Source organism: Candidatus Babeliaceae bacterium, assembly GCA_041660765.1.
Lineage (GTDB): Bacteria > Babelota > Babeliae > Babelales > Babelaceae > JBAZVR01.
Genome location: JBAZVR010000001.1, coordinates 546,219 through 571,084, shown reverse-complemented (window position 1 = coordinate 571,084; position 24,866 = coordinate 546,219). Strand labels below are relative to the sequence as shown.

Below are 24,866 nucleotides of genomic sequence, written 5' to 3'. Positions count from 1 at the left end.
TTTAGCTCGTCCAGCCTGCCCAGTCACCGGAGCATTCCATGGCGCTCTGTGTTTGTTCAAAATCATCAGGAAATGTGATAGAAGATTCGCTGGTATTTGCGAAATATGCACCTCCGACCTGTGGAAATGCTAGCAGGATAACGGCATCGTCTTGATATTTTGGGAGTGACTTTGTTCTACCAGCTGGAATGACGGTGGTGTCGCAGCATCCCGTTGGAATGTAGCATGGAGGACCGCTTTTACCGCTCCTGCATACGTTTTCACATGACCCGCGCGTTTTAATAGCAATAAATACCTGATCGGGTGATTGATTAGAAATGCGTATCGTTTTTTTATAGCTTGATAGTAGATTAAATTGACCATGTGTGCATATAAAATGTAATGCTATTACAGCCATGAGGGGTATTGTAATAATAAAAAAATTTTTTTTCATCATGAACGCCATATAATAAAATATTTCAAATTACAATTAAATAATACCAGTTATTTTATGTAAATTTCAATGTTTATATAAAAAATATAAAAATCTTGCATTTTGTAGATATATGTTTTAAAAAACAGGTATCAATTTTATTGAGAAAAGAGAGGGTGGTATGAAAAGTTCAATATTTAGAAAATATGACATTAGAGGTAAGATAAACGAAGATTTTATACTAGAAGAGGCGTATGCGCTCGGGCAATCAATTGCCCTTTATTTTTTGCAGCAGCTTCCCATCTGTAAAAAAGTAGTAGTTGGTATGGATGGTCGTTCTCATTCAGAGATTATTAAAAATCATCTTATTCAGGCATTGTCCGATAGCGGTTTGGATGTTGTTTTTATCGGGGTCAGTCCAACGCCTGTTATGTACTTTATGATGCACACTCAGGCGTATGATGCGGGTATTATGATCACGGCATCTCATAATGGACCGGAGTATAACGGCTTAAAAATATGCTTGGGGAAAGAGTCTTTATCTGAAGAAGCCCTTCAAGACATATACCGGCTATATCTTAATCAAAGTAAAATAATAAGTAATATTGCAGGCGTTGTTAGTGTTATTGATGCCAATGGGTTGTATGTTAATTGGCTTGTAGAACATTTTGCTCATCTTAAAAATATTACTATATCAGTAGCTTTCGATTGTGCGAATGGTACGGCTGGTGCAATAGTGCCCGATCTTATCAGTGCATTTGGCTGGCATGGAACTCATCGCTTGTACGAAGATGTTGTAGCTGTTCCCGTGCATCCGGCAGATCCGGTTATAGAAGAGAATATGCGTGACCTGCGGCAGCATGTTGTCATACATAAGCTTGAATTGGGTATCGGGTTTGATGGTGATTGCGATAGAATGGCTGCTATAACCGCTTCTGGTAAATTGATTTTGGGGGATATTCTTTTGGCTGTTTTTAGTAAAGATGTATTAAAATATTATAATAATGCAGCTGTTGTGTATGATATAAAATGCTCACAAATTGTTCCGGACTTATTGATACAGTGGGGTGGTATTCCCTATGTTTCACCATCGGGCCATTCGCTTATAAAGAAGGGCATGCAAAAATATAAAGCGCTTCTTGCCGGTGAGTTGAGTGGGCATTTCTTTTTTAATGATCGTTATTTTGGTTACGACGATGGTATATATGCTGCCCTGAGACTTATTGATATCATGCATTCGACAGGTCTATCGCTTGATGAGATGGTGAGTGAATTCCCAGCAATATATGCTACCGATGAAATACGTGTATCCTGCCCAGAAGATCAAAAGCATGTCGTTATTGAAGCATGCGAACGATATTATCAGGCTAAAAAAGATGCAGAGCTTTCATTTATTGATGGTATTAGAATAGTGACTCCTTGTGGATGGAGTATTATTAGGCCATCCAATACCCAAGCTGTTATAAGTATTCGTTGTGAGTCACGCCATCCTGATTTATTAGAACAAATAAAGTATGATGTCTGTGAGGCCCTTAAGGGGTCGCTTGATCAGGATGTTTTATATGCAGCATTTTTTAATACAGGAGATGGGTATGTTGCGCATAGCAATTAATGGCTTTGGTCGTATTGGGAAAAGCTTTTTGAGAACACTTATTCAGCCGGGTCGTCTTGATAATAAAATAAAAATTATCGCTATTAATATTGGCAAGGCAGATATAAAAACCATGGCGTATATGGTCAAATATGACACTATTATGGGGACGTATCAGGGTTCTGTTGAGTGCCGTGAAAACACATTAATCATTGATGGGCACGAGATAACGCTTTTTTCTGAATTAGATGCCCAAAAATTGCCCTGGGCTGCGTTAAAAGTCGATTGGGTTATAGAAGCTTCGGGGCATTATGCGTGCCGTGAAAAAGCTGTAGAGCATATTACGAGTGGGGCTAAAAAAGTATTAATTACGGCGCCGTCTTCTGATGCTGATATTTCTATCATTATGGGGGTAAATGAGCAGGAATATAAAAATCAGGTAATTGTTTCTTTGGGAAGCTGTACCAGCAACGCTCTTTTGCCGCTTCTTAAAATTATCGATGATTATGTAACGATAGAACAAGCGTATTTTACTGCGGTGCACGCTTACACCAACTCTCAGCATTTACTTGATGTTGATGCGCAGGCAAAAAATATACGCTCATCGCGAGCGGCCGGGCTTAATATGATTCCAAGTTCAACGGGTGCTTCAGAAATGATCGGCGTCGTTTTACCTGGGCTTAAAAATAAAGTTTCTGGGGTATCTATTCGTGTTCCTGTGGCCGATGTATCGTTACTTGACCTTATCTATTATTCACACAAAAAAAGCTCCCAAGCAGAGCTTTTAAGCGTATTTAACACAGCTTCTGAAGGTAAGTTTAAAAATATACTTACGCTTTCAGATGAAGAGCTCGTTTCTTGTGATTATCGTGGTAATCCCTCATCACTTATCATAGATACTGCGCTTGTGCACGTTAATAATAATTCTGGCAAAATACTCGCCTGGTACGATAACGAATGGGGCTACTCCCAGCGCATAAAAGACTTTTTATTGTACACCCTCAACGTGTAAGGTTGAGGGTGTAACTTTATACTAACAATCGAGTAAATTGATTGCTTGTAAGATAAGTATAACTTAACTTACAGACAGATTACTCAGCTTTTTCGTGGTAATCGCCGTCACATTTAGCTATATAAGATGTCTCAACAATCTTTTCTAAGCTACATGGAGCTGCAACTTCTACTTCCTTAACGCACTTCAAAGTAGGGATCGGGTGGTTAATGTACTTGGTATTACATACCTTAGGACCACAAACTGTTTTTTCTCTTGGACATCTACCGCAACGATTAGCTGAAAGTTCACTTACCGCAACCAAACCAGCAGCACCAATAACGAGTGTAAATAATAACTTTTTCATAAAAAGTCTCCTTAATTAATGTTTGTAACTTAATTTTACATTTTGTAAGTACTTACACTATTAAGTATCGCATATTATTATTTCAAATAGCAATGATTTATTATAATTAAGGGACGCTAAGATACTTCAAGGTTTAGTAAGGTGAATTTGGCTTAAGAGGCCTCTAGGTTCGAATTTTTTGAATAAAGTAAGAAGCGCCTGTTGGTGGCGTCCCTGTACTTCTTCTTCATGGGTGCATACGCTCTCTTCTTGTGCGATTTGATGAATAATGCTTTCTTGTGGGCTTATAAAGCTATTTTTATAGGGGGTATAGGGGATAGGGAGTTTGGCTTGTAGCCTGCTATAATGCCGTGCGGTTCCTCCAAGCTTTACCAGAGGGCCTTCTAGCGCAGTTACTCGTGCAATAAATTTGTTGATTTCATCGTCGCCTTTGGTGCGATCAGATCGTGGGTCATGATGTATGACGACCTTTACATTAAGTCCAGACTGGTGAATGGCATCAATAAGGCGAAATTTTTTGCCATTGACCGTAAATGATGATTCTAGTGCCTCATTTATCCATTCAAGTTTATTTTGAAATGCTCCAGCGCCGACTAATGTTAAGAAGAGATTTTTCTCATGATTAACAATAGCTTTTAAAATTGTGCCTTGATAGGCGCTTATTTGTAATAATTTTGCAATATTTTGTGCAATGTCGTTGTTACTCTTCATTGAGTCTATGTTTCGCTGATTTACGTCAAGCGCAGCGGTTAATACTTGATTGATGATAATTGGCTCTTTGATTACGCTATTATATATATAAAGTGGGTCTCGATCGGGCGCAACGCTGCCGGTGCCGTACAAATATTGTACGCGCGGATCCTGTGAATCTATTTGTTCAAATCCAGCAAATGCATGTTTTGAATAGGGAGTGTCGGCCATTTTGAGTGTGTAGCCATGAGCATATCCGCTTGTTACCATAACATTTTCGTGCCATCCGATCCCTATATTGGGTATGTCGTCCTCTGTAAGAGGGGTTGTTATTTTTGTAATGCGTCCAACGCTATTTACATCAACTTTCTGTTTTCCATCTTTATCGACGACGTGTTTTAAGATATTGATATGCTCTTTATTGTGAATTAAATACTTGCGCGTAAATGCTGATCCTATGGTCGCAATGCATCCTTCTTCTCCTTGCGCAGGACGATACATCATAGACTCAATGTAATGAGTAGGATCCCCGACTCCACCTTCAAGACCATTAAGGTTTGAAGCGTATTGATATGCGGCATTGGGATGTGTTGCTTGCAAAAAACGTATGTCAGTTTGTTTTCTTGATTCTATATTGCTTGGGTCGGCTTTAAGGATATCATATCCGTCAATGATGCTGATTGAACCTTGTTTCTTTGATGTTAATTGTGACTCATATTGTTCATACAGCTCTTTTAATATAATAATTTTAAAGGTTTCTGGCTTCGGTATAGCAACTCTGCCTGGAAATTGTTTGAGTAGCTCCGCCTTTTTTTCTGGATCAGCTATCTCCCAGTGCATCGGGAATAATGAGTGAGGGAGCTTTCCCCGGGTTATTTTCTTAAAGTATGGCTCAGTGCAGCCCATCAGCTTGTGAAAAGCACCAGGGCGGAAGAGGCGTCCCTGTTCTGCATCCTCTTGGTGCCATGTAAACAAATTTTTGACCTCTGTAGAGGGATGCGCATCGTTCCTAGGTTTGAATAATATATTTTCTTTGTGGAATATATCATCCAAAAAAGAATTTTTTTTAATCCACATTGTTTCCTTGGTTGCTTCATCATAAGTCAACGTAAATGTTGCCTTTTTGCTGTTTATTTGAGCCGGTAAATGTGAAAAAAAACTTGGGTTACAGTCCCTTAAAATTGCTGCATCACATGTAAAATTATCTAAATCACCCAGCGGGAGCTTTTCAAATTCTGGTAATGTATTCAGTTTTTTCCAGTCATCGTGCCAAACAAAGAGGCCTTGGGGCAACTGTTCATCGAAATTATGTGGGTGTACGTACTCATATTCTCCTGATGTGCGTTGTATTGTCAATACATATTTTGGTTCATAGCCCGGTACTTCGAGCCATCCAACAATACCCGGCCTCGCCCCTTTCCATTCATAGCCTGCCCCTCCAAGTGTCAAAATGGGATTGAAGGGGATGTAGCAAAAAATGCTTGCAATGTGAGTGATTATAAAAATATATATGAGCGAGCGATAAGTCATGTAAGTCTCATTATTATAATAGTTGGTAATTTTAGTATAATAATAGCATTAATAGTAATAACTGGTAGATATGTATATCTATTTTGTATTTTTATATAATTTTTATGTTGTTGTGATAAAAAATGTTGATTGGCTAGACAATTTAATAAAATTTATTTACTATTGTTGCATGTTATTTCTTTTACAGTAAGGGCCCATAGCTCAGCTGGTCAGAGCAATCGGCTCATAACCGAGAGGTCCCAGGTTCAAATCCTGGTGGGCCCACCATACTTGAGGAGAAGACATGGTCATTGAAGAAAGCTTATCTATGAAAGAGGGAAACCCTTTTTTTTTATTTATCGATTTAATTAAGCTCGATCAGGCGGTACATACGTTGGTTGTTAAGCGCGATAAGCTAAATGACGATCTGCGCCTGGCGCAACATGCTTTTGATGAAAAAAAAGAAAAACTTGAAGCGGCACGTGCCCGCTATTTCGCATTAAAAAGAGACATGGATTCTAAAGAATCAGAAATTTCTAGCTTGCGCGATAAAGAACGTGTGAAGAGGGCGTCGCTTGAGCACGTTTCAAATCCACGTGAATATATGGCGGCTTGCGCGCAGCTTGATGATATAACAAAAAAAATAGATCATATTGAAGATGAACTGCTCAAGCTTGTATCTATTTATGAACAGGCAGAGAGCGAATACGACGAATGTAAAAATAAATTTGAGCATGATCAGATTAATTTTTCTTTATTAGTGCATGAAAAAAATAGCGACATTGTGCTTCTTGATCAAGAAGCACAATCGCTTATGTCACAACGCGTTACATATGAAGCGCGCGTTCCCTTAGAATGGCGTGAAAAATATGATGCGATGAAGTTAAAAGTTGAAAATCCTGTTGTTCCTCTTGATCTTGATAATAATAGTTGTAGTGGCTGTTTTTACAAAGTACCTCTCAATGATGTTGCTGCAATAAAGCGGCACAAATTAATTCAGTGCAAAGATTGTTTTAGGTTTTTATATACACTATGAATGACGAATTATGACAATAAAAAAACAGTCGCATCGGTGGCATCTGTATGTTGATGGAGCATCCCGCCATAATCCAGGTTTGTCTGGTGCTGGAGTTTATTTATTAAAGAATGATGTTCCTGTTGTTAAGCAGGGCTTTTTTTTGGGCATTAAAACAAATAATCAAGCGGAATATTTTGCTCTTTTATTGGGTGTTTTTTTTGCACAGCGACATATGGGGCCTGATGACATACTTTTAATTAATGCTGATTCTGAGCTTATGGTTAAGCAGTTGATTGGGGAGTATAAAATTAAAAATGAAAGCCTTTTTAAGTTGTATACGTGTGTAAAAGCCAGATTGGAAGGTATTAATTATGCAGTACGGCATGTTATGAGGAAGGATAATGGCGTTGCTGATAAATTGGCAAATTTGGGAATTGATAAAAAATTACCTGTACCTCAAGAATTTTATACACTTTGTTCGGCAGAATCTTATGAATAAGTTTTTTATGATACGTTTTTTTACGATACTTTTACTGTATAGTAGTTTTTCTCTATATTCTTTTGATGGAAAAGTACGTGTTTTGTTAGCAGAATATAAAAATTGTTCGGGAAATATTTTTCAGCTTACATCACCGAGTGGTTTTTTAATTACCGATTTAGATCGTTCTGTAAAAATGGAAATAGCTTCTTCTATTATTACTATAAAAATTGATGCCAATAATATCTATATTAATAATAAAAAATTATCACGTAGCGGTGTTATTTTGAGCCCATTAGAGGGCCACATAACGTTTGAAGATAATACGTATGATGGGTCATTTATTATTATTAAAGATCAAAAAGACTGTTATCTCATTAATTCGCTCCATATAGAGGATTATGTTTATTCAGTGTTACGATGGGAAAGCTGGCCAGGTTGGCCTATTGAAGTTAATAAAGCATTTGCAATCACGTGCAGAACGTACGTTGTGGCAAAGGTTATAGAGGCGCGTTCTGCTCATAAAAAATCACGTGTTAAGCGTTGGTATGATATAAAAAATACCAACATACATCAAACTTATAAAGGTACGCACACGTGTCATCACGTCCGTCAAGCTGTTACTGAGACGTGTGGCATCATTATGACCTATAAGAAAAAACCCATTGTAGCGATGTATGATGCGTGTTGTGGTGGTGTGATTCCGGCTGGGTTACATGGGATTGACTTTGTGGGAGCGCCGTATCTTGCGCGTTCATATCCATGTACGTATTGTAAAAATTCTAAATTATATTCTTGGCGAGTTGAGTATACCGCAAAAGTTTTTGGCGAGCGTATTGAGCCACAGAAAAAAATTACCATAAAAGATGTTGTTATTAATGCAAAAGACAAAGCGGGAATTGTTCAAAATATAGTTATTACGACCGCGCCTGCTGTATCGATTAATCTTTCGGGAAAAAAAATATACTCATTGTTTGGTGAAATAAAAAGTTTGTGTTTTTCTATTTCAAAAAAGTCGCACAAGATTGTTATTTCTGGCAAGGGGTATGGGCATCATTTGGGCATGTGCCAATGGGGTGCGCGTACGATGGTTGCTGAAGGTTGGGATTATAAAGGTATTTTGCGTTTTTATTATCCCGGTATTTCATGGATGAAGCTTGAGGTATAAGATATGCCGTCATATAAAGGCCATTTATTAGGATCTTTCTGCGCGTATACTATTACCATTTTTATATTTTCGCTCTGTTATTTACCGTTATCATATCATGCAGAGTGGTTACTCTGTACTATTCTTGGTGGCTTGTTCCCTGATATAGATATAAAAAGTAAAGGGCAGAAAATTTTTTATCGCATTTTATTTGTGATGGTGTGTTTTGTTATTGCTCAAAAAAAATTTTATATTCTTGCGTTATTAGCACTCTTTTCATGCGTTCCGCTTATGGTTAAGCATCGAGGGTTAACGCACAATATTACGTTTGTAGTTGCAGTTTTGGGTTCTATTATTATTGGGACGGCGCTTTTTTCCCCACATTTAGTCGATGCTGTGATTAAAGATGCATTTTTCTTTTTGGTTGGTGCAATAAGTCACATCTGGCTCGATTTTGGTTTTAAAAAAATGATGCGTTAAATTAAGTTTAAAAGAGTTGAGTAGTCGCATGTTGAGTAAAAAAAGTTTTATTGGTTTATTTTTGATACTTATTTTCATCCCTTCAGTTTCTATGGAAGATTCCACTAACGGTATTTTTAGGCAATTTATTGATAAGTATTTTGTTGATTATTGTCATGATTTTCTTTTTAGGTCTAAAAAAGGAAGATTGATGTTGTTGCAAAGCCGTGTCGGGGAGCTCATAGGTGTAAATATTCTTAATCATTTTTTGAGCCAGATTCTTACGCATACAAATGTTATTACTATTGCAAATAGTGTTCATTATGGAGATGGTGTGGTGAATGTTATGCATTATCATTCAAATACAAAATTTGTTAGTTATGGCACAACGCAATTGTGTATTTTTGCAGCAGGAATAATCGCAATAGAAAAAGCCTTTATTGAGGTGCAAAGTATGTCTGCAGAGCTTGTTAAAAAATTAGAAAATGATCGAAAGCATGATTTATACCTTTTAAAGACTATTCTTGAAACTGATAATTCTGATGTCGTGAGAGATTCTGAGCCTTATTTGCTTCCGAATTTATTTGCACAGACGCATCAAAGTTGGCCTCCTGCTCCTTATTTTTCGTATGTTCATCCAGTATCTGGCTATCAAGTGGTTTACAATGCACTTGCGTGTCGACAATTTCGTAATATAGATTTTATCGATGAAAATTGATCTACTGAAAAATGGAGTAAATAAGCATAAAAACGCTGTTTTTAGCCCCTTTAATCAATTTTGCTAGAAACGCCACACAGCTTATCAATAAAAATCGAGCGCATTGGGCCATTTTTAGGGCATTTTGGCTAGCAAGTGACATTAAATTTCTGATTGACAATTATTATTAGTCTGATAAACTAATATTAGTAGCTGATAAAAATATAAAAACAAGGTAAAAACTATGAAAAAAAGTATATCAATATTGTCAATTATACTGTTATTGAGCCAATTTTCACACGTCGGCGCAATGGATCTTACGATGCAAATATTTTTACATGAAAAAAAGAAGAATGAATCGAGATCTCGGGATGTAAAGAAATGTCATTGCTCAATAAAGGCGGATCAGATTGCGATTAAAGAAGCAAGCGAAAAAATAGAAACAGAGTCTTTTTTGGAGCATGAATTAGAAATGCAAAAACTGAGACGCCGTTTACTTTTAGCCCGTACATCCTTAGATACCAATTGCATTGGCTCCTCCTGTTTCTATTGGTACCACTACAATAAAGAAGCGTTCCAACAAGAGCGTGAAAAGAATAAGGAAGATTTATGCGAAGTCGAGCAGCGGATTAAAGCGCTCGAAGGTAAGCTCGAAGCTAAGAAAAATTTACGCACGTATGATCAGAAAACTAAAGAGCTTGAAGTTGAGAAAACTCAAGATAAATTTAATAAACAAATGCTTTGTCTAAGCATGTTTAACTAAAAAAATGGGGCTATCATGAAAAAAGTAATTATTTTAAGTCTTATGACAATAATAGCCGTAGGTTACGGCCATGCTATGCAGCAAGCCAGTTATTCGAATAACCCTCAGGAAAAAGCATTATCTGATCTCAAGGCTGAAAGACAGGTACAAGAAAAAGTGCAGGTTGTGATCTTGGTACATTATTTCGCCAATGGGTGTCGTACGGATGGTGAATATCCTTTTTTGCGAAAAATATTTTTTAAAAAATCGATTAATAATTGCCAAGAAATGCATGCTTTTCTAGAAGGGTCTAAGAAAAATTTGAGCGCATACGATCAGAAAATTAAAGAGCTCGAAGAACAAATAAAAAACAATAACTAGTTTTTTTAAAAAAACACCAAAATCCCCCTTATCTTCTTCTGAAAATTAAGGGGGTTTTTTATTTCTATAAATATTGACTGTTTTATTACTCATACGGTATTATTAGTGATAATTATGATTAAATTTTAGGACTATCTATGTTTATTAAAAATTCTTATATGAAATACTTATTAATAGTAATGACGACTTGCTTACATTATTCTGTATTTGCCATGTCGCAGTTGCCAGTTCCTCAGTGTTCATCATGTGCAACCAAAATACTTAAAGAATTTGCTTCTGAAATATATAAAAGTGCATTAGTAATATCTGATCAAGAAATCCATCCCTTGTTGTCAGAGTGTGCGTTGGATACATTATTTGATATTGCTATAAAAACCAAATCATATATGAAAGAAAAACATCCAAGTGATAAGTATAAAGTTTTTTCTTTAGGTCAGTCACCAGCGTGGCTTGTGGCGATGATGAAATTAATAGATGAGGTGCAAGGAGTGCATGACACTCAGTATGATTTTATAGCATTTTCATCAGGCTTTTTTGAGTACGATCTCCAGCATGATCGTTTCAAGAGATGGAAAACCCCATCTCTTGAAGAAGTAAACATCTACAAAAAATATCTTGATACATTAGATTTAGATTTGAAAAAAGATACTTCCAACGAATCTAAGAAACGCATACTTTCAAAGACCCTAGGTTGGAAAAAAAATACCCCTGTATCTAAAAAAACGCATACTTTCATTTTGGAATTTCCACATCATGCTAATAGTATGCTTTCTTTTGAGGAAGTGGCCAAAAGTCATTTCCCTAAAGACTTTAATTTTTTAGTATCTCAACCATATAGTAAACGCCTTCCGGGCAGTACAGAGATTCTTCGTTTTATTGATCAAGAAGCTATTTCGAACCTTATCGTTCCCTTGGCTAATTCAGATTATTTTGATGATCGCTTAGTTATGCGGTATCCGATTTTTGATTGGACACAAAAAGACCCCTCTTCATTTCACATGTCTTCCGCTGCAACCCTGTTGCATAAAATAGTGGAGGCTTATGTTGATTGTCGATACAAGATCTCATCAAAAACCGAAATAAGTAACTCGATGGAAGCATTAGATTAACCTTTAAATCAAACAAATCGCTCTTGACGTATAAATAGCCTATTACTACGTATTTAAAAAATATACGTGGTTAAATCATAATAGACAATTTTGGTGATATCAATTATACTAAGCGTATAATTTTATATGATTTTTACGAGAGAATTTAATGATACAGTTACAAAATATTACGCTCGATTTGGGCATTGCTAAGATCTTTGAAGACGTGAATTGCGTGTTCCAGGCGGGGGATAAAGTTGGAGTCATAGGGCGCAATGGCGCTGGGAAGTCGACGTTGCTTAAGGTTATCGCCGGGGTTATTAAGCCGACAGAAGGACGAATAAGCATCGAAAAGGGTGCGCGTATAGCCTATTTACCACAAGAAGAGATTCTTGCATCAACCCTTAATGTCTTTGACGAAGCATTTTCTGCATTTGCCGATATTTCTGAGATACATAAAAAAATACAGCATATAGAAGAATTGATTACTCGGCAGGAATGTACTCCTGAATTATTAGATGATTATTCTGATCTACAATTAAAGGCCCAAGAATTCGATCAGCCGGCAGCAGTTAAAGAAACTAATGCCGTACTGACGGGGCTTGGGTTTACACCCAATATGATTGAAAAATCAGTGTCTGAGCTCAGTACTGGTTGGAAGATGCGGCTTGCATTGGCAAAATTATTATTGACTGATGCGGATATGTTTCTGTTTGATGAACCGACCAACCACCTTGATATTGTGACGCAGCAATGGTTTTTGCGCAAATTGCATTCTATGAGGCAGGGTTTTTTGCTCGTGAGTCACGACAGGATGTATCTTGAAAAAGCATGTACCACTATTTTTGAAATAGAGCGGGGCCGGGGTAAATATTATCGAGGTAATTTGCAGGCGTATCTGCAAGAAAAAAAGAATCAACAGGACATTGCCTGTTCAACGAGAGCTCGGCAAGAACGAGAAATTGCTCAAAAGCAAGCAACGATTGAGCAATTTAGGGCGGGTACTCGCGCTCGCCAAGCTCAGGCGTTAATAAAGCAAGTAGAACGTATTACTTTAGTCGAAGTTGAGCCGCCGTTGCCGGTTGTTAACTTCCAGTTTTTGGTGCCACAACGACCAGGAGCAGTTATTTTGACGTTTAATAATATTGCTTATGGATTTAATGAAAAAGAACTTTTCAATTCTGTTTCTGGAGAAATTCAGCGTGGTGAACGGGTGGCGCTCGTTGCTGCAAATGGCGTTGGGAAAACTACATTACTTAATTGTTTTATGGGAACTTATAAGCCGACAGCTGGTACGATACAATTTGGACATAATGTGCAACAAGCTTTTTTTGAACAGAATCAGGCAGATGTTCTTAACCCTAAAAAAACTATTTTACAAGAAGTGTCTGATGCATGCCCTTTGCAAAAAGAGTCTGAAATAAGAAAAATGTTAGGATCTTTTTTATTTAGTGGTGACGATGTGCATAAAAAAATTGATGTTTTAAGTGGTGGTGAAAAAAACCGCGTTGCCATGACCAAAATGCTCCTGAAGAATGCAAATTTTTTTATATTAGATGAACCAACAAATCACCTTGATTTATATATTAAAGACATTTTGTGTCAGGCGCTTTTGGCCTATCAGGGGACGATATTGTTTGTCTCGCACGATGCCCACTTTGTAAACAGGCTTGCGACGCGTATTGTTGAATTAACACCAACAGGAGCTCGTAGTTATTTGGGTACGTATGAAGAATTTTGCGCAGCCCAGCGTATGCAACTTTCTCAAGAACGCACATCTACAAGTACTACGCCATTAAAAAAGACATCGCCTTGTGGTGAATCAGCAGATAAAATTGCTATGCGAAAAAAAGTTGTTGATCTTGAACGTGCTATTAATAAATATGAGCACGATGAGCGGCGTATTCAAGATAAGCTTTCTGCGGCAACGTACGGAACGGAAGAATACAATAAAGCCGTCGCACGCCTTTTAGAAATTAAAAAATCACTCGAAATCGCTCAAACTGATTGGGAGTCCGCGCTCACTTTTATCCAGGCAGATTAAACAATATTGATTTTATCTGTAAAGATATTCTAATATATATTTATATTTTAAATTAGTATAATTTATGCTGGAGACTATATGTATAAAAAATTTTTTTTATACTTCTTTACGGTTTTCATAGTGTGTAGCCTGTCTGCACAAGAGTGTCTGCAACCAGCAAAAAACCAACGCGATTTAATTATTCTTCCTGATATTCATGGCAATGAATCAGTCGAATTGTTTGGATTTATAGAGGCTAATGAGTTCCAAATAACTTATTTAAGGCGTATCTTAAGCGCAGAATCTGTGCCATTTTTGGTTGAATTATCGATTTGGAAGCGGCTTTTTAAGCGCCAAGATCAGGCGTTAAAAAATTGGTTTAATGCGCTTGATTTTCAATATTATCAATTTGGAAACTATCTTCTGTGTATTCCTGAAAAATGGAAAAAACAATTCAATATTGATGACAAAACTCTTGGCTTCAATATCAAGAATGGCGCCAAAATTATTGATCCTCTTATTTTGCAACCAGGTTACCTAGACCCAGTAAAAGGCATTGCTAAAGGCATTTTTGGAAAGTTTAATATATATTCATCTTTGGTAACCCTATTAAAAACGCTTTTGAATGCTGATTATGCATGGAATATTGTGGTTAATGGCCATGGAGGTGGGCCTGAGGGATTTTGCTCCTTAAGTATTATTGCTGGTATGCCGTATGTTGAATTTAAAAAGTTGTTACAATTTTTAGAAAAAGAAGTAACAACAAATATTTTGTTATATTCAACATGCTACGCTGGCAGTGAATGGCTTCTAAAGGCATATGAAACGAATGGGAATCCTGATATGTACAGCTTTCCTATTATACTTGCAGGCATTACAGACACTCCATTTCATGGTATTCCATCTTCTGAAATCATATATGATTTTTTTGAAAATATGAGAACTATGCCATTGTGCACTACATCACGTAATCAACTAGGTTTGAGCGCCGGTGTTATGCTGCAAGCCCTTGCATTTAACACGACTGATAAAACATATAAAATACTTTCACCAAATAACATATTACAAATACGATGGCCCGGTGATACTCGATTTAATGTTATGAAAATAGAAAATTTGATTGAGCTCGCTACGCAAACATTACAACAAGAAAAACTAGGCAAAAAATCTATAGACGCAATAAAAGTAGCATCAGAGGCATTTGTAGTTGATAAGCCATTCATAAATAAAACGCTTAGTTTTTCAGGTTTAAATCATATTATTGCATCGAGCATTCCAAAACAGTGGCATTATATTAAAGGGGTCTTATTGACCGATGAAAAGGAAAATGTCGATGATTTTATGAGTAGATTGTTTGGATATTTTAATAGGATTTTTGAACTTGAGTCCTCAAAAGTATTTTTAATTGATCATGTTAATAATGTATATAATCCAGTTGGTGCGCATGATGTTATGGTATTTGCAAATAGTTCTACCCCCGCTAAATATTCTTTTCAAAAAACATCAGAATTATTTTACATGGTTGGCGATAAGGGTTATCGGCTCACCATAGATTATTTTAAGCCAATTGCGCTTAATTCTACACTTACCAAACAATATGTAACATTATTTGATCAACAAAAGAAAAAACTTTTTGATGAATATAATTCATAAACTAGTTATCCAGGCAGATTAAAGAGCTTGATTGCATTATCAGTTGTTGTGCGCGCGACGTTTTCTAAGCTTGTGTTGCATAACTGCGCTATATATTCTGCGATTAATGGGATATTTTGCGGGTGATTTTGTTTGCCACGGAGTGATTGCGGTGGTAAGAATGGCGCGTCTGTTTCTAGTACTATATTGTTAACGTCTACCGCTTTAACAACTTCACGTAGAGTATTGTTTTTGGGATACGTTACTGTTCCGCCGATACCTAATAAAAAATTATTATTAATGGCATATTCTGCAAATAATAATGTTTCTGAAAAACAGTGTATGACGCCTCTGAGTGGAGAGTTTTTAAACTCTTCAAGACTGCGCAACGTTTCTTCGCCTGCATCGCGTGTGTGCACAACGAGTGCAAGATTATGTTCAAGTGCCAATTCGATATGAGCCTTAAATGCATCTTTTTGTCGTTGAATAGTATAATCTGGATAATGAAAATCGAGCCCGCATTCTCCTATACCATGAATTTTATTTTTTTCTTTTTCTTGTACTAATTTTTTAATTTCATTAAAATCTTGTTGCCAATTTTCGGTGCAATCGTTTGGGTGGATGCCGACAGTTGCGTATATTTGAGGGTAGGCAACTGCAAGGTGTATGGAGTTTAAACTTTCTATGAGACTGGTTGCAACGTTAATAATTTTTGCCACCGATTTTTTTTCAGCTTCTTCTATAATTTTTTTTGATTTTTGAAAATCTTCCGATGTAATGTACGTATCAAAATCTTTTTTGATTATAATATTGATGTGACAGTGTGTATCTATGAACATTAAAAATCCTTTTGTATGTTATTTTTTTGCAACAAAAATTTGACAAACTAATAAATAAAATTAGTATATTGTACAGGTCATACGATTAATTGCAATATTAATATGATCAAGCAGTGTACAATCAATATACCAATTTTTTTAAGGAGTATTTTATGAATAAAACTGAGTTGATTAACTCGCTCAGCGAAGAGACAACGTTTAGCAAGAAAGATATTACCCGTGTTTTAGATGCGCTTACACGAATTGTTGTGAGAGCATTAAAAAAAGGTGATAAACTTCAATGGTCCGGATTTGGCACTTTTACTGTAGCGCATCGTCCTGCACGTAAAGGGATTAATCCTGCAACCAAAGAACGTATCGATCTTCCAGAAACTCACGTGCCAAAATTTAAACCTGGTAAAAATCTTAAAGAAATGATTCGCCTCGTTAAATCATAACATAGATGATCTTTTAAAAGCTTTTACCTAAAAGCCGCCTCGGCGGCTTTTTTTGCGTATTAAGCATACGATATTTGTTCGGTAAATTTTTTGAATATTCCTTCTTTTGCACATGTAATAACGTCCCATACATACAATGTATGCTCAGTGAGTGAAATAATTTTTTGCCCATTTGGGGTAATTATAATGTCTTTAATATAAGATTGTGTTGGACCGTGATTAAGAGTTGTGAGAAGTTCTGCCGTTTTTAAATTATAAATTTCAATAGTTTCTTCTGTTCCGATAAGTAATTTTTTATTATTAGGTGTTGTAGCAATACTGTATATTTTGTTGCGTGGAGTGATATGTACTGGTGGGCGAAATTTTTTAAGATGCCATATTGTTATCAAAGAAGGGCTTGCTCCAATAATTTTCTTCCCGTGAGATGTTGTTGTAAACATGGTCATATTGTGCGCATTGTCGATGTATGTTGTTTTTTTATTGTTAAAATTTATTTTATATAGGGCATTGTCCGCCGTTATTATACAGGCGTTATTTTCTAAGGGTGATACCATCGAGATTGGAGAGCCGGTGAGCATTTTTGTTTCAATAATATCATTTGTCGTTCTATTGTGCAGTTCTAATCGATCCCCATAGTTGATGAGGGGGTTGTCGTAGGATGTAAGTGCGAGTTGAGTAGGCCGTTGATTGAGAAAAGATAGGTGTTTTGTTTTACAATAATGAGCGTACTGAGTGATTTTTTTGAGCTCGCTGATTGAATGTTGTCTTGATTGGTTATGTGATCTTACAATAATTAAAGATTTTTTATCGTTCATAAGTTTACATAGGACGCAATTGAGATAATGTAAATCTTGTTTTTTAGTTAAATATTTATTAAGTGCGTAAATACTTGTATTGGTAAATAAAAGCTGATTGGATGCGTCTACCGAAGTGTCTGGTGTTATTGATATGTGTGATGCGGGAGTCGCTATGTTATGTGACATGTAATCTATGAATGAGGGGCGAAAATTTTTCCTGAGATTGTCTTCGATGAGTGCAGTGATCTCGTTCTGTTGTGTGAGTAAATTATAAAGAATTTTAGTTTGTTCGCTTTTTTTTATAAACCTATGCTTTTTTTTGAGTTCCAGTGTTGATAATATTAATTGTGTTAAAATAGCGCACTCTTCATGTATGTTAGATAATCCAAATTTATCAAAAACAATAAGAGATTTAACGTATTCTATTATATTTTTATATTTTTTTTCATGATCATTTAAGTATTGTTTTAGTATTTCCATTTCAAAAGGTGTAACACTATTATCCAGTGCTATGGTTGCATTTTCTGAATGTGTATCGCTGAGTAAATTATTAAACACTTCTGATTTTTCTAAATCTTTTTTATTGAAAAAATATTTTTTTTGATGAGGTCCATCAGTAATATGTACGATAATTGTTTGATGCTCTTCGGGTTTTTTCATGGTATAAATGGCCATGGGAGTGATGCTAAGCATTAGTGTTATGAGCTTCATGAGTTCTCCGTATTTTTCATATTTTTTACGAGATCAGGCAAAGATGCTGTAGCAATTTTTTTTATTGCGGACAGATCCCATGCATGTATTCTATTATCTGACATCAAGATTAACTCATGGGCATTATCTGCCCATGCAAAGTCTTTAATGCGCTGCTCGATATTGGGCATGGTGCATATAAGCTTGCCTGCCTGGGAATCAAATACATGAACAGTATTGTTGCTTGCAAGAGCGATCAGTTTTTTATCATCAGGCGTTAATAATAAACGTGTAAATGGCCCCTGTTCTTTGCCAAAAGAAGAAATTGTGCGTCCTGACTGTATATCTAATGTGTTAATTAGCCCCTCTGCTCCCGCAATAACAAGTTTGTTGTTATCATTCAAAACAAGTGCATGTATATTTTTCCATATGATTTTTTTTTGAAGAAATCCTGATGCTGTATTTCGTAAAGTTATTGTATTTAGATTGCATGTTGCTATCACGGTGTTTGAGGCGGTTATATTATTTACTGCTTCATTGGAAAAAATAGTACACTCTTTTTTTGCATTAACGTCATAGATGTTGAAGCTGCCAACATTATTTCCTTTTGCGATTATTGTTTCTTTATTTGGCGTGGTAATTATTTTGTCTATGAAAACGGCGTCGTCTATGGCGTATAATAGTTGTGGTAGTTCTTGCTCATTATATACGTATATTTTATTGCCTCGGGCGAATGTAAATTTATTGTCTTGTAGAACCGCGACGCTGTTGCTCTGTATATTGCCGCCATAGGTGAATTGTTTGTTTTTGAATAGTATGCAGGGCGGTTTGTGTGGGGCGTAAGTTGTGCACAGAATTTGTGACGCATCGGACGTTGTTGCAAGTGATGTAAAGATAAGGTCGCTCACATGTGTTAATTGCGTTAATGGGCTTTGTTGAGTTATGTGGTCTTTGAAAGCGGGGAGATGGTTGTTGTGCAGCGCCCCAGCAATGAGTATGTTGATACGAGAATTGTCTTGAAAAGTTGCGTAACAATGCAGACCATGTGTCGGCAGTCTTTTCTTTTTTGCTATGCGTCGTGCAATATAATTTACGACAGTATTTAATGGTTCTGTGAGTTCGAATTTATGGAGAACGTGCGCGTCATCATGTAGTTCGTTTATATGTTTATTGTAGGACGATGTTTGTTCTAGATAATGCACGAGCGTGAGTAATTCAGTTTCAGAAACAGCATTTTCTATGTTTATGTGATTATTGTGAGCAGGTAAATCTTTGAGCATTTCTTCAAAAACGGGTATCTGTTCTAAGTGTTCTTTTTGTACCACAATGGTTTTTTCGTTTTCTGCAGAGTTGAGTGTGATTGTGTAATTTTTTGGGGGGGTATGCTCCATGCCAATTATAGTTATTGATAGTAAGAGAGCCAGTAGAGAAATTAGACGCTTCATATTATTCCTATATCTTGTTTTTTAACTATTATTTTTGACAATATACCATACTGTAGCATTGGCCTTCATTGTTTTTTTGATATACTTACAAAGTATAGTATTAAAATTATTCTTAAAATTATTTTTTGTGGAGCTGGGCATGATCGATCTTGCATTATTAAGAGAAGATACTCAAGCTGTTATTGCATGTATACATAAAAAAGATCCATCGTTTGATGGCAAGAGGCTTGCAGAGCTTGATGCTCATGTGAGAAAATTTAAATTGCAGGTTGACCAGCTTAGGTCTGAAAAAAATGAACTTGCTCGTAAGGCAAGTGCTGGTGTTACGCAAGAATTGCGCGATCAGTCAAAGCTTATAGGTGAACAACTTAAAGAATGTGAGGCAGGATTAAAGGTCGCCGAAGAAGAATTTAAGCACTTATATCTGCGATGTGCAAATTTGATTGATAGTTCTATTCCTGAGGGTGGGAAAGAATCAAATCTGGTAGTGAGAACGAGTGGCGAAAAGCCGCATTTTAATTTTGCAGTGAAAAATCATGTTGAATTAGGTGAGGCGTTAGGCTGGTTTGATTTTGATAAGGCTGCTCACATGAGCGGCTCAAATTTTGTTGTTTATAAGAACGATGCTGTTCGGCTCATGTATGCTCTGTCTATGTTTATGTTTAATAATAATATGAGTTTTGGCTTTAAACCTGTTTTGCCGCCCTATCTTGTTAAAGAAGAAGTATTAGCGGGTGCGGGGAATTTTCCGCGCTTTAAAGATGAAGTGTATTCTGTTACTGCTGATAATCTTTATTTAACGCCGACAGCGGAAGTTAATCTCGCTTATTTGCATCGTGATACTATTTTCGCGTCGCAGGATTTGCCAGCGAGAATGACTGCTTGGACCAGTTGCTTTAGACGTGAGGCTGGTGGGTATGGATCAACCGAACGTGGTCTTATTCGAGTGCATCAATTTGAAAAACTTGAACTATATTCTATTACAACGCCAGAAAATTCGATGAATGAGCTTGATTATATGATTGATTGCGCTGAGACTATTCTTAAAAAATTGGGATTACATTATCGCGTAAGTCTTTTGGCCGCCCAAGATTGCTCATTTTCTTCGGCAAAAACATACGATATTGAAGTGTGGATGCCCGGTCAAAATGAATATAAGGAAGTCTCTTCTGCGAGTAACTGTACCGATTTTCAGGCTCGTCGTAGTGCAATAAGGTATCGGCCGCATGCGCAAGATAAAACACAATTAGTACACACGCTGAATGCATCATCATTAGCCTTGCCGCGATTAATGGTTGCCTTGATGGAGACGTATCAACAAGCTGACGGTACAATCGCATTGCCGGAGGTTTTACGTTCTGTTACATGTGGAATTTAGCTATGTTGCCGATAGGTCAAATTTGTTCTGTTGCGCGCTTTGAGCTTTTTGCCCGCCGATTATTGTGCGGTAATCAATTGGGCGGTTATGTTAATCGTCGACATGGTTCTGGCCTTGAATTTGATGAATTACGTGAATATCAGGTTGGGGATGATGTTCGGGCTATTGATTGGAATAGTTCTGTGAGGACAGATTCTATTTTGGTTAAAAAATACAGAGAAGATTTTAATAGAACGGTCTTGGTGCTTGTCGATGGATCGGCATCGCTTTTTTATGGTTCGCATGGTTTTCTTAAATATAATATTGCAGCACAGGTTGCAGGTATTATTGCAGCTTCGGCCGTTTATAACAACGATGCCGTTGGTTTAATTATTTATAGGGATGATGAGCCTGTTGTAATTAGGCCTCGTTCTCACGGATCTCACCTACCGTTCCTATTGAATATTCTGTTTAATTATCGTGTCCATTATAAACTATCGGCTTCGCTTGATAAAGTTGTTAAACATTCTATGGCGATTCAAAAAAATGATAGTCTGGTCATTATTGTTTCTGATTTTTTAGATGAATCTTATCAAAGCGCCTTAGCAACGCTGTCGCGGTTTCATGAAGTGGTTGCTGTTCGTATAGGCGATGTTAAAGAAAAATTTTTTCATATGGATGCATGTATAGATCTTGTGGATTCTGAGCTGGATGTAACTATTCCATCAATGACCCAGCGTGAGGGGATACGGGTTGCTGAACATATAGCAGCTTTGTATGGCGAACAAGATCTTTTTTTTAAAAGACATGGCATTGCCTGTTTCGATGCTGTCTCTACAACATATTCTTGGGAGCGATTGGTGTATTTTTTGCGACACAGGGCTTATTAAGGGTAATGCGTATGAACTATGATGATATTTTTGATGTTTGGCGTCCGGAAACCAACAGTACCTTTTTTGTAATTATTGGATTGTCTATAGCCACTGTTATTATTATAGGTATAATTGGATATATGTGGTATAAAAGGTATTATAATCGTCCCTGGATTGTTGCGAGTAAACAATTAAAACGATTATATATTATTCATGACAAGAAAAAATGTTATGAAGAATTAATAAATATTCTTAAAAAATATGTTTCTATTCGGTATAACAAAGATGTTTACAATAAAACAGAATCTGAGCTTTTTCTCTATTTGTCTTTTCTTGTTAAAGAGGACGCTGTTATGAGTGAGGCGCGCTTTCTTATTGATAATGCTGTTGCGGTTAAATTTGGGGGTGGTGTTAGTTCTGATGAATACGTGTCGTGTGATATTGCAAAGGATGTCGAGCGAGCTCTTTGTCTTATTCAGGTAACTATACCTTCTCTATAACTATGGAAAATGTGTGAATTTTAATAATGTATTGCCGATAGAGTCGTTGTATATTCATTGGCCGTTTTGTCCTTATAAGTGTCATTTTTGTCCGTTTGTTGCGCTTGCATCGCATGATCACTTTATGGAACGTTATCATGATGTGCTGTGTAGAGAAATTGAAAAATTTAGCGATGAGCATGCAATAAAGAATACTATCAATACCATTTTTTTGGGCGGCGGTACTCCTAGTACGTATCCCGTACCTTTGCTGCTTGACTTGTTTGATCGCCTTAATAAAGAGTTTATTGTGTCGCCTCAGGCAGAAATTAGCATGGAGGTAAATCCTGGAACGGTAACGTTAGAAAAGTTGCAGGCGTGGAAGCAGTGTGGGGTCAATCGTTTGAGTATAGGAGTTCAAAGTCTTAAAGATGATGTTCTTAAAAAATTAAATAGACATCAGTCGCTTGCTGACGTTGAGCAGCTTCTCGATATGGCAAGTCCATTGTTTTCTCGTATTTCCATAGATATGATTTTGGGGTTGCCAGATGTCAGTGCCGATGAATGGAAAAATATGTTGTCGTGTGTTGTTGCGTGGCCTATTCAACATATTTCTATTTATTTTTTAACGATTCATGAGGATACGCCTTTATATTTTAAGGTCCATCAAAATCATGTTTCGCTCCCTTCAGATGAAGCTGTTGTTGAATTATATATGTGGACAATTAATTATTTGCAAGATAGTGGATTTTATCAGTATGAGGTTTCAAATTTTGCTCGGCCAGGGCACGAATCTATTCATAATCAACAGTATTGGAATTATAAACCATATAAGGGATTTGGCCTTGGAGCCTGTTCTTTTGATGGAACTTCAAGGTTTCAAAATCAAAAAAATTTAATGAATTATTGTCAGAGTATTGAACAAGGTAATGATATTACCTTATTCTATGAAACACTAACGAATAAGCAACGTACGTTGGAAAAGTTAATGTTGGGACTTCGGCAAAAAAGGGGTGTTTGTATTAATTCATTATTTGAAGAATTTACGGTGGACCAACAAAATAAGTGTAGTGATGCACTAGCGGTTTTATATGACATGTCATTATTGCGCTATATAGATGGTTATGCGCAATTAACGATGGCAGGTTTAGCAGTTGAAAATGAAGTCATATTGAGACTTTCAATGGTTTTATAATACAATTTATGAGCAAAGGAATAAATACATGGCAAAACATGTTGGAATAAAATTACCAGAAGATTTAATAGCTGTTTTGGAAGCTGAAAAAACTGTTGCAGTATTGGCAACCTTTTCTGAAAAAGGTCTTCCTCATACAACGCCGTTGCAATGGGTTTATCCTAAGGGCGTTGAAAGTATTTTGATATCTATACATAAAGACTATACCGGATATCATAACATGGTATGGCAAAAGAAAGTCATGCTGTGTTTTTTGGATGAAAATAATGTGGCATACAGTATTTTGGGTAGAGCGGGCGTTGTGCGAGCTCCTTCAAATGTGCATCCATTAATGAATGTTGTGAGAATAGATATTATTGATATTAATGTTGATCGTTCTGCATTAATTCATGTTGATTCAGGTGTTAGGTGGAGTTATGTTTCTCCAGAAGCAAAAGAGCTTTCAATGGCTTTAATGGATGAGCTTAAAGAGCTTTCAGTTATATTGTGATGTATAAAAGGATGTTATGAAACGAACTTTTTTTCTTAGAGTTGGTGCAGTGTGCTTTTTTTCATATAACATAACAACGTATACGGGGCTTGATGTTCCACAGCAGCAAGATAATCTTTCTGCTGTGGCGATTGCGCCTACTGATGGCGCTTTGCAGTGGGAGAGGCAAAGTCAATTACTGGAAGATGAAGGCGTTACTACTACGGTGAGTGATCAACGCGGTAATTGGTACTTTAAACGACAAATTCTTAAAGAGGCTGGACCATTGCATGAGGCAATTCGTGAAAAAGTTGATCATGCAACTCAGGCATTTAAAAAAGTTGTTGCTCAGCGGACAGATTTAGACAAAAATATTAATTCTTTTTTACATGAACTTCGCCTATCAGATAATCTTATTGCCTCAAGAATTGCAGAATATGTCGATAAAATTGTGCAACTTGAGTCTAAAAAGGATATTTTGATTGAGCAAAAGAAAGAGCTTGATAGCTACAAAGAATTAAAAAAGATCCTTGAAGATTTGCAAGCAGACATAGCATTTATACAGGAGCTTGATGTGTCTCTTGATAAGGCTTTGTCTATAGCATCCGAACAAATGGATCTTTGTACTTCTTTTGGTCAGAAAGCATGGAATAATTATGATGAAATTGCTGAAGTTTTAAATGACGCATTAGCAGAAAAATTGTTTTTTGAAATGCAGGGGCATAATAATAATATCGATGCAATTATTTTGTATATTACTCGTGATTTTTCTCAGTATCTTTCAAGCATTGAAAAGATTGTTGCAGAGTATAAAGAGAAGATATCGCAATCAGTTAAAGCTTTATCAGATAAAGGTGTTTTGATTATCATCGAGACGCAAGAAGAGCAAGCAAAAAAACAGGAAGCTGCATCAACTGGTAAGATTGCTCCTCAAGAGCCTGTTGCGCAAAAATATTCTTGGTGGGCAACTTTTGTTACCTATATAACTATTCCCTTTCATAAAATATATGAAGCAATTATGTATGTTTGGGGTCTTTTTAAAAAATAAAATATATTGAAAT

The 24,866-nt window shown here is 36.4% G+C and carries 25 protein-coding genes and 1 tRNA gene; 20 read left to right on the top strand and 6 right to left on the bottom strand.

Going from position 1 to position 24,866, the window contains the following annotated elements; translation table 11 throughout:
* Position 1: 1 nt before the first annotated feature.
* Positions 2 to 433: a hypothetical protein gene (locus WC707_03155; protein MFA6066153.1), complete on the bottom strand. Its 432-nt coding sequence runs from the start codon at positions 431 to 433 to the stop codon at positions 2 to 4.
* A 160-nt stretch (positions 434 to 593) separates the two neighbouring features.
* On the opposite strand from WC707_03155, the gene WC707_03150 reads away from it, so the two are divergent.
* Both WC707_03150 and WC707_03145 read left to right on the top strand, forming a co-directional pair.
* The gene (locus WC707_03150; GenBank protein MFA6066152.1) at positions 594 to 2,024 is read left to right on the top strand and encodes a phosphomannomutase/phosphoglucomutase; all 1,431 of its coding nucleotides are present in this window, start codon (positions 594 to 596) and stop codon (positions 2,022 to 2,024) included.
* Complete coding sequence (locus WC707_03145) at positions 2,005 to 3,015, top strand: glyceraldehyde 3-phosphate dehydrogenase NAD-binding domain-containing protein (GenBank protein ID MFA6066151.1); 1,011 nt, start codon at positions 2,005 to 2,007, stop codon at positions 3,013 to 3,015. Before WC707_03150 ends, WC707_03145 begins: the two co-directional genes overlap by 20 nt.
* Before the next feature lie 79 nt (positions 3,016 to 3,094).
* Here the strand turns inward: WC707_03145 and WC707_03140 are convergent, their stop codons facing one another.
* A complete protein-coding gene (locus WC707_03140) occupies positions 3,095 to 3,361 on the bottom strand; it encodes a hypothetical protein (GenBank protein MFA6066150.1) in 267 nt (88 codons plus the stop codon).
* A gap of 126 nt (positions 3,362 to 3,487) precedes the next feature.
* Positions 3,488 to 5,581 (bottom strand): hypothetical protein, encoded by a 2,094-nt coding sequence (locus WC707_03135; GenBank protein MFA6066149.1) that lies wholly within the window; start codon positions 5,579 to 5,581, stop codon positions 3,488 to 3,490.
* 190 nt (positions 5,582 to 5,771) lie between these two features.
* Between WC707_03135 and WC707_03130 the strand changes: the two genes are divergently transcribed.
* The 11 genes from WC707_03130 (at position 5,772) to WC707_03080 (ending at position 15,246) form a co-directional block, all read left to right on the top strand.
* A tRNA-Ile gene (locus WC707_03130) sits at positions 5,772 to 5,848 on the top strand.
* A gap of 16 nt (positions 5,849 to 5,864) precedes the next feature.
* Positions 5,865 to 6,596 (top strand): hypothetical protein, encoded by a 732-nt coding sequence (locus tag WC707_03125; GenBank protein MFA6066148.1) that lies wholly within the window; start codon positions 5,865 to 5,867, stop codon positions 6,594 to 6,596.
* A gap of 10 nt (positions 6,597 to 6,606) precedes the next feature.
* On the top strand, positions 6,607 to 7,077 hold the full coding sequence (locus WC707_03120) for a ribonuclease HI family protein (protein MFA6066147.1): 471 nt from the start codon (positions 6,607 to 6,609) through the stop codon (positions 7,075 to 7,077).
* The gene (locus WC707_03115; GenBank protein MFA6066146.1) at positions 7,070 to 8,224 is read left to right on the top strand and encodes a SpoIID/LytB domain-containing protein; all 1,155 of its coding nucleotides are present in this window, start codon (positions 7,070 to 7,072) and stop codon (positions 8,222 to 8,224) included. The genes WC707_03120 and WC707_03115 overlap by 8 nt, the downstream gene beginning before the upstream one ends.
* A gap of 3 nt (positions 8,225 to 8,227) precedes the next feature.
* Entirely contained in the window at positions 8,228 to 8,683 is a 456-nt protein-coding gene (locus WC707_03110; GenBank protein ID MFA6066145.1) for a metal-dependent hydrolase, read from the top strand.
* Positions 8,684 to 8,711: 28 nt separating this feature from the next.
* Complete coding sequence (locus WC707_03105) at positions 8,712 to 9,380, top strand: hypothetical protein (protein ID MFA6066144.1); 669 nt, start codon at positions 8,712 to 8,714, stop codon at positions 9,378 to 9,380.
* A gap of 223 nt (positions 9,381 to 9,603) precedes the next feature.
* Positions 9,604 to 10,122: a hypothetical protein gene (locus WC707_03100; protein MFA6066143.1), complete on the top strand. Its 519-nt coding sequence runs from the start codon at positions 9,604 to 9,606 to the stop codon at positions 10,120 to 10,122.
* Positions 10,123 to 10,137: 15 nt separating this feature from the next.
* A complete protein-coding gene (locus WC707_03095; protein MFA6066142.1) occupies positions 10,138 to 10,482 on the top strand; it encodes a hypothetical protein in 345 nt (114 codons plus the stop codon).
* A 212-nt stretch (positions 10,483 to 10,694) separates the two neighbouring features.
* Entirely contained in the window at positions 10,695 to 11,591 is an 897-nt protein-coding gene (locus WC707_03090) for a hypothetical protein (GenBank protein MFA6066141.1), read from the top strand.
* A 148-nt stretch (positions 11,592 to 11,739) separates the two neighbouring features.
* Positions 11,740 to 13,614, top strand: a complete 1,875-nt coding sequence (locus tag WC707_03085; GenBank protein ID MFA6066140.1) for an ABC-F family ATP-binding cassette domain-containing protein — start codon at positions 11,740 to 11,742, stop codon at positions 13,612 to 13,614.
* A gap of 78 nt (positions 13,615 to 13,692) precedes the next feature.
* Complete coding sequence (locus tag WC707_03080; protein MFA6066139.1) at positions 13,693 to 15,246, top strand: hypothetical protein; 1,554 nt, start codon at positions 13,693 to 13,695, stop codon at positions 15,244 to 15,246.
* A gap of 5 nt (positions 15,247 to 15,251) precedes the next feature.
* Here WC707_03080 and WC707_03075 read toward each other — a convergent pair whose 3' ends face one another.
* Positions 15,252 to 16,064, bottom strand: a complete 813-nt coding sequence (locus WC707_03075) for a TatD family hydrolase (protein ID MFA6066138.1) — start codon at positions 16,062 to 16,064, stop codon at positions 15,252 to 15,254.
* Positions 16,065 to 16,177: 113 nt separating this feature from the next.
* On the opposite strand from WC707_03075, the gene WC707_03070 reads away from it, so the two are divergent.
* Positions 16,178 to 16,501, top strand: a complete 324-nt coding sequence (locus WC707_03070) for an HU family DNA-binding protein (protein ID MFA6066137.1) — start codon at positions 16,178 to 16,180, stop codon at positions 16,499 to 16,501.
* Positions 16,502 to 16,560: 59 nt separating this feature from the next.
* On the opposite strand, the gene WC707_03065 is transcribed toward WC707_03070, so the two are convergent.
* Positions 16,561 to 18,009, bottom strand: coding sequence for a WD40 repeat domain-containing protein (locus WC707_03065; protein ID MFA6066136.1), 1,449 nt, complete (start codon positions 18,007 to 18,009; stop codon positions 16,561 to 16,563).
* Positions 18,006 to 19,433: a WD40 repeat domain-containing protein gene (locus WC707_03060; GenBank protein MFA6066135.1), complete on the bottom strand. Its 1,428-nt coding sequence runs from the start codon at positions 19,431 to 19,433 to the stop codon at positions 18,006 to 18,008. The genes WC707_03065 and WC707_03060 overlap by 4 nt, the downstream gene beginning before the upstream one ends.
* Positions 19,434 to 19,572: 139 nt before the next feature.
* On the opposite strand from WC707_03060, the gene serS reads away from it, so the two are divergent.
* From serS to WC707_03030, 6 genes are read left to right on the top strand one after another with little or no spacing between them, the layout of a single operon-like run.
* Positions 19,573 to 20,811, top strand: coding sequence for a serine--tRNA ligase (serS, locus tag WC707_03055; GenBank protein ID MFA6066134.1), 1,239 nt, complete (start codon positions 19,573 to 19,575; stop codon positions 20,809 to 20,811).
* The gene (locus tag WC707_03050; GenBank protein MFA6066133.1) at positions 20,799 to 21,680 is read left to right on the top strand and encodes a DUF58 domain-containing protein; all 882 of its coding nucleotides are present in this window, start codon (positions 20,799 to 20,801) and stop codon (positions 21,678 to 21,680) included. The genes serS and WC707_03050 overlap by 13 nt, the downstream gene beginning before the upstream one ends.
* An 11-nt stretch (positions 21,681 to 21,691) precedes the next feature.
* Positions 21,692 to 22,162: a hypothetical protein gene (locus WC707_03045; GenBank protein MFA6066132.1), complete on the top strand. Its 471-nt coding sequence runs from the start codon at positions 21,692 to 21,694 to the stop codon at positions 22,160 to 22,162.
* A 13-nt stretch (positions 22,163 to 22,175) separates the two neighbouring features.
* The gene (gene hemW, locus WC707_03040) at positions 22,176 to 23,336 is read left to right on the top strand and encodes a radical SAM family heme chaperone HemW (protein MFA6066131.1); all 1,161 of its coding nucleotides are present in this window, start codon (positions 22,176 to 22,178) and stop codon (positions 23,334 to 23,336) included.
* Positions 23,337 to 23,364: 28 nt separating this feature from the next.
* Positions 23,365 to 23,826, top strand: a complete 462-nt coding sequence (locus tag WC707_03035; GenBank protein MFA6066130.1) for a pyridoxamine 5'-phosphate oxidase family protein — start codon at positions 23,365 to 23,367, stop codon at positions 23,824 to 23,826.
* A 16-nt stretch (positions 23,827 to 23,842) separates the two neighbouring features.
* Positions 23,843 to 24,853, top strand: coding sequence for a hypothetical protein (locus WC707_03030; GenBank protein MFA6066129.1), 1,011 nt, complete (start codon positions 23,843 to 23,845; stop codon positions 24,851 to 24,853).
* Positions 24,854 to 24,866: the final 13 nt, after the last annotated feature.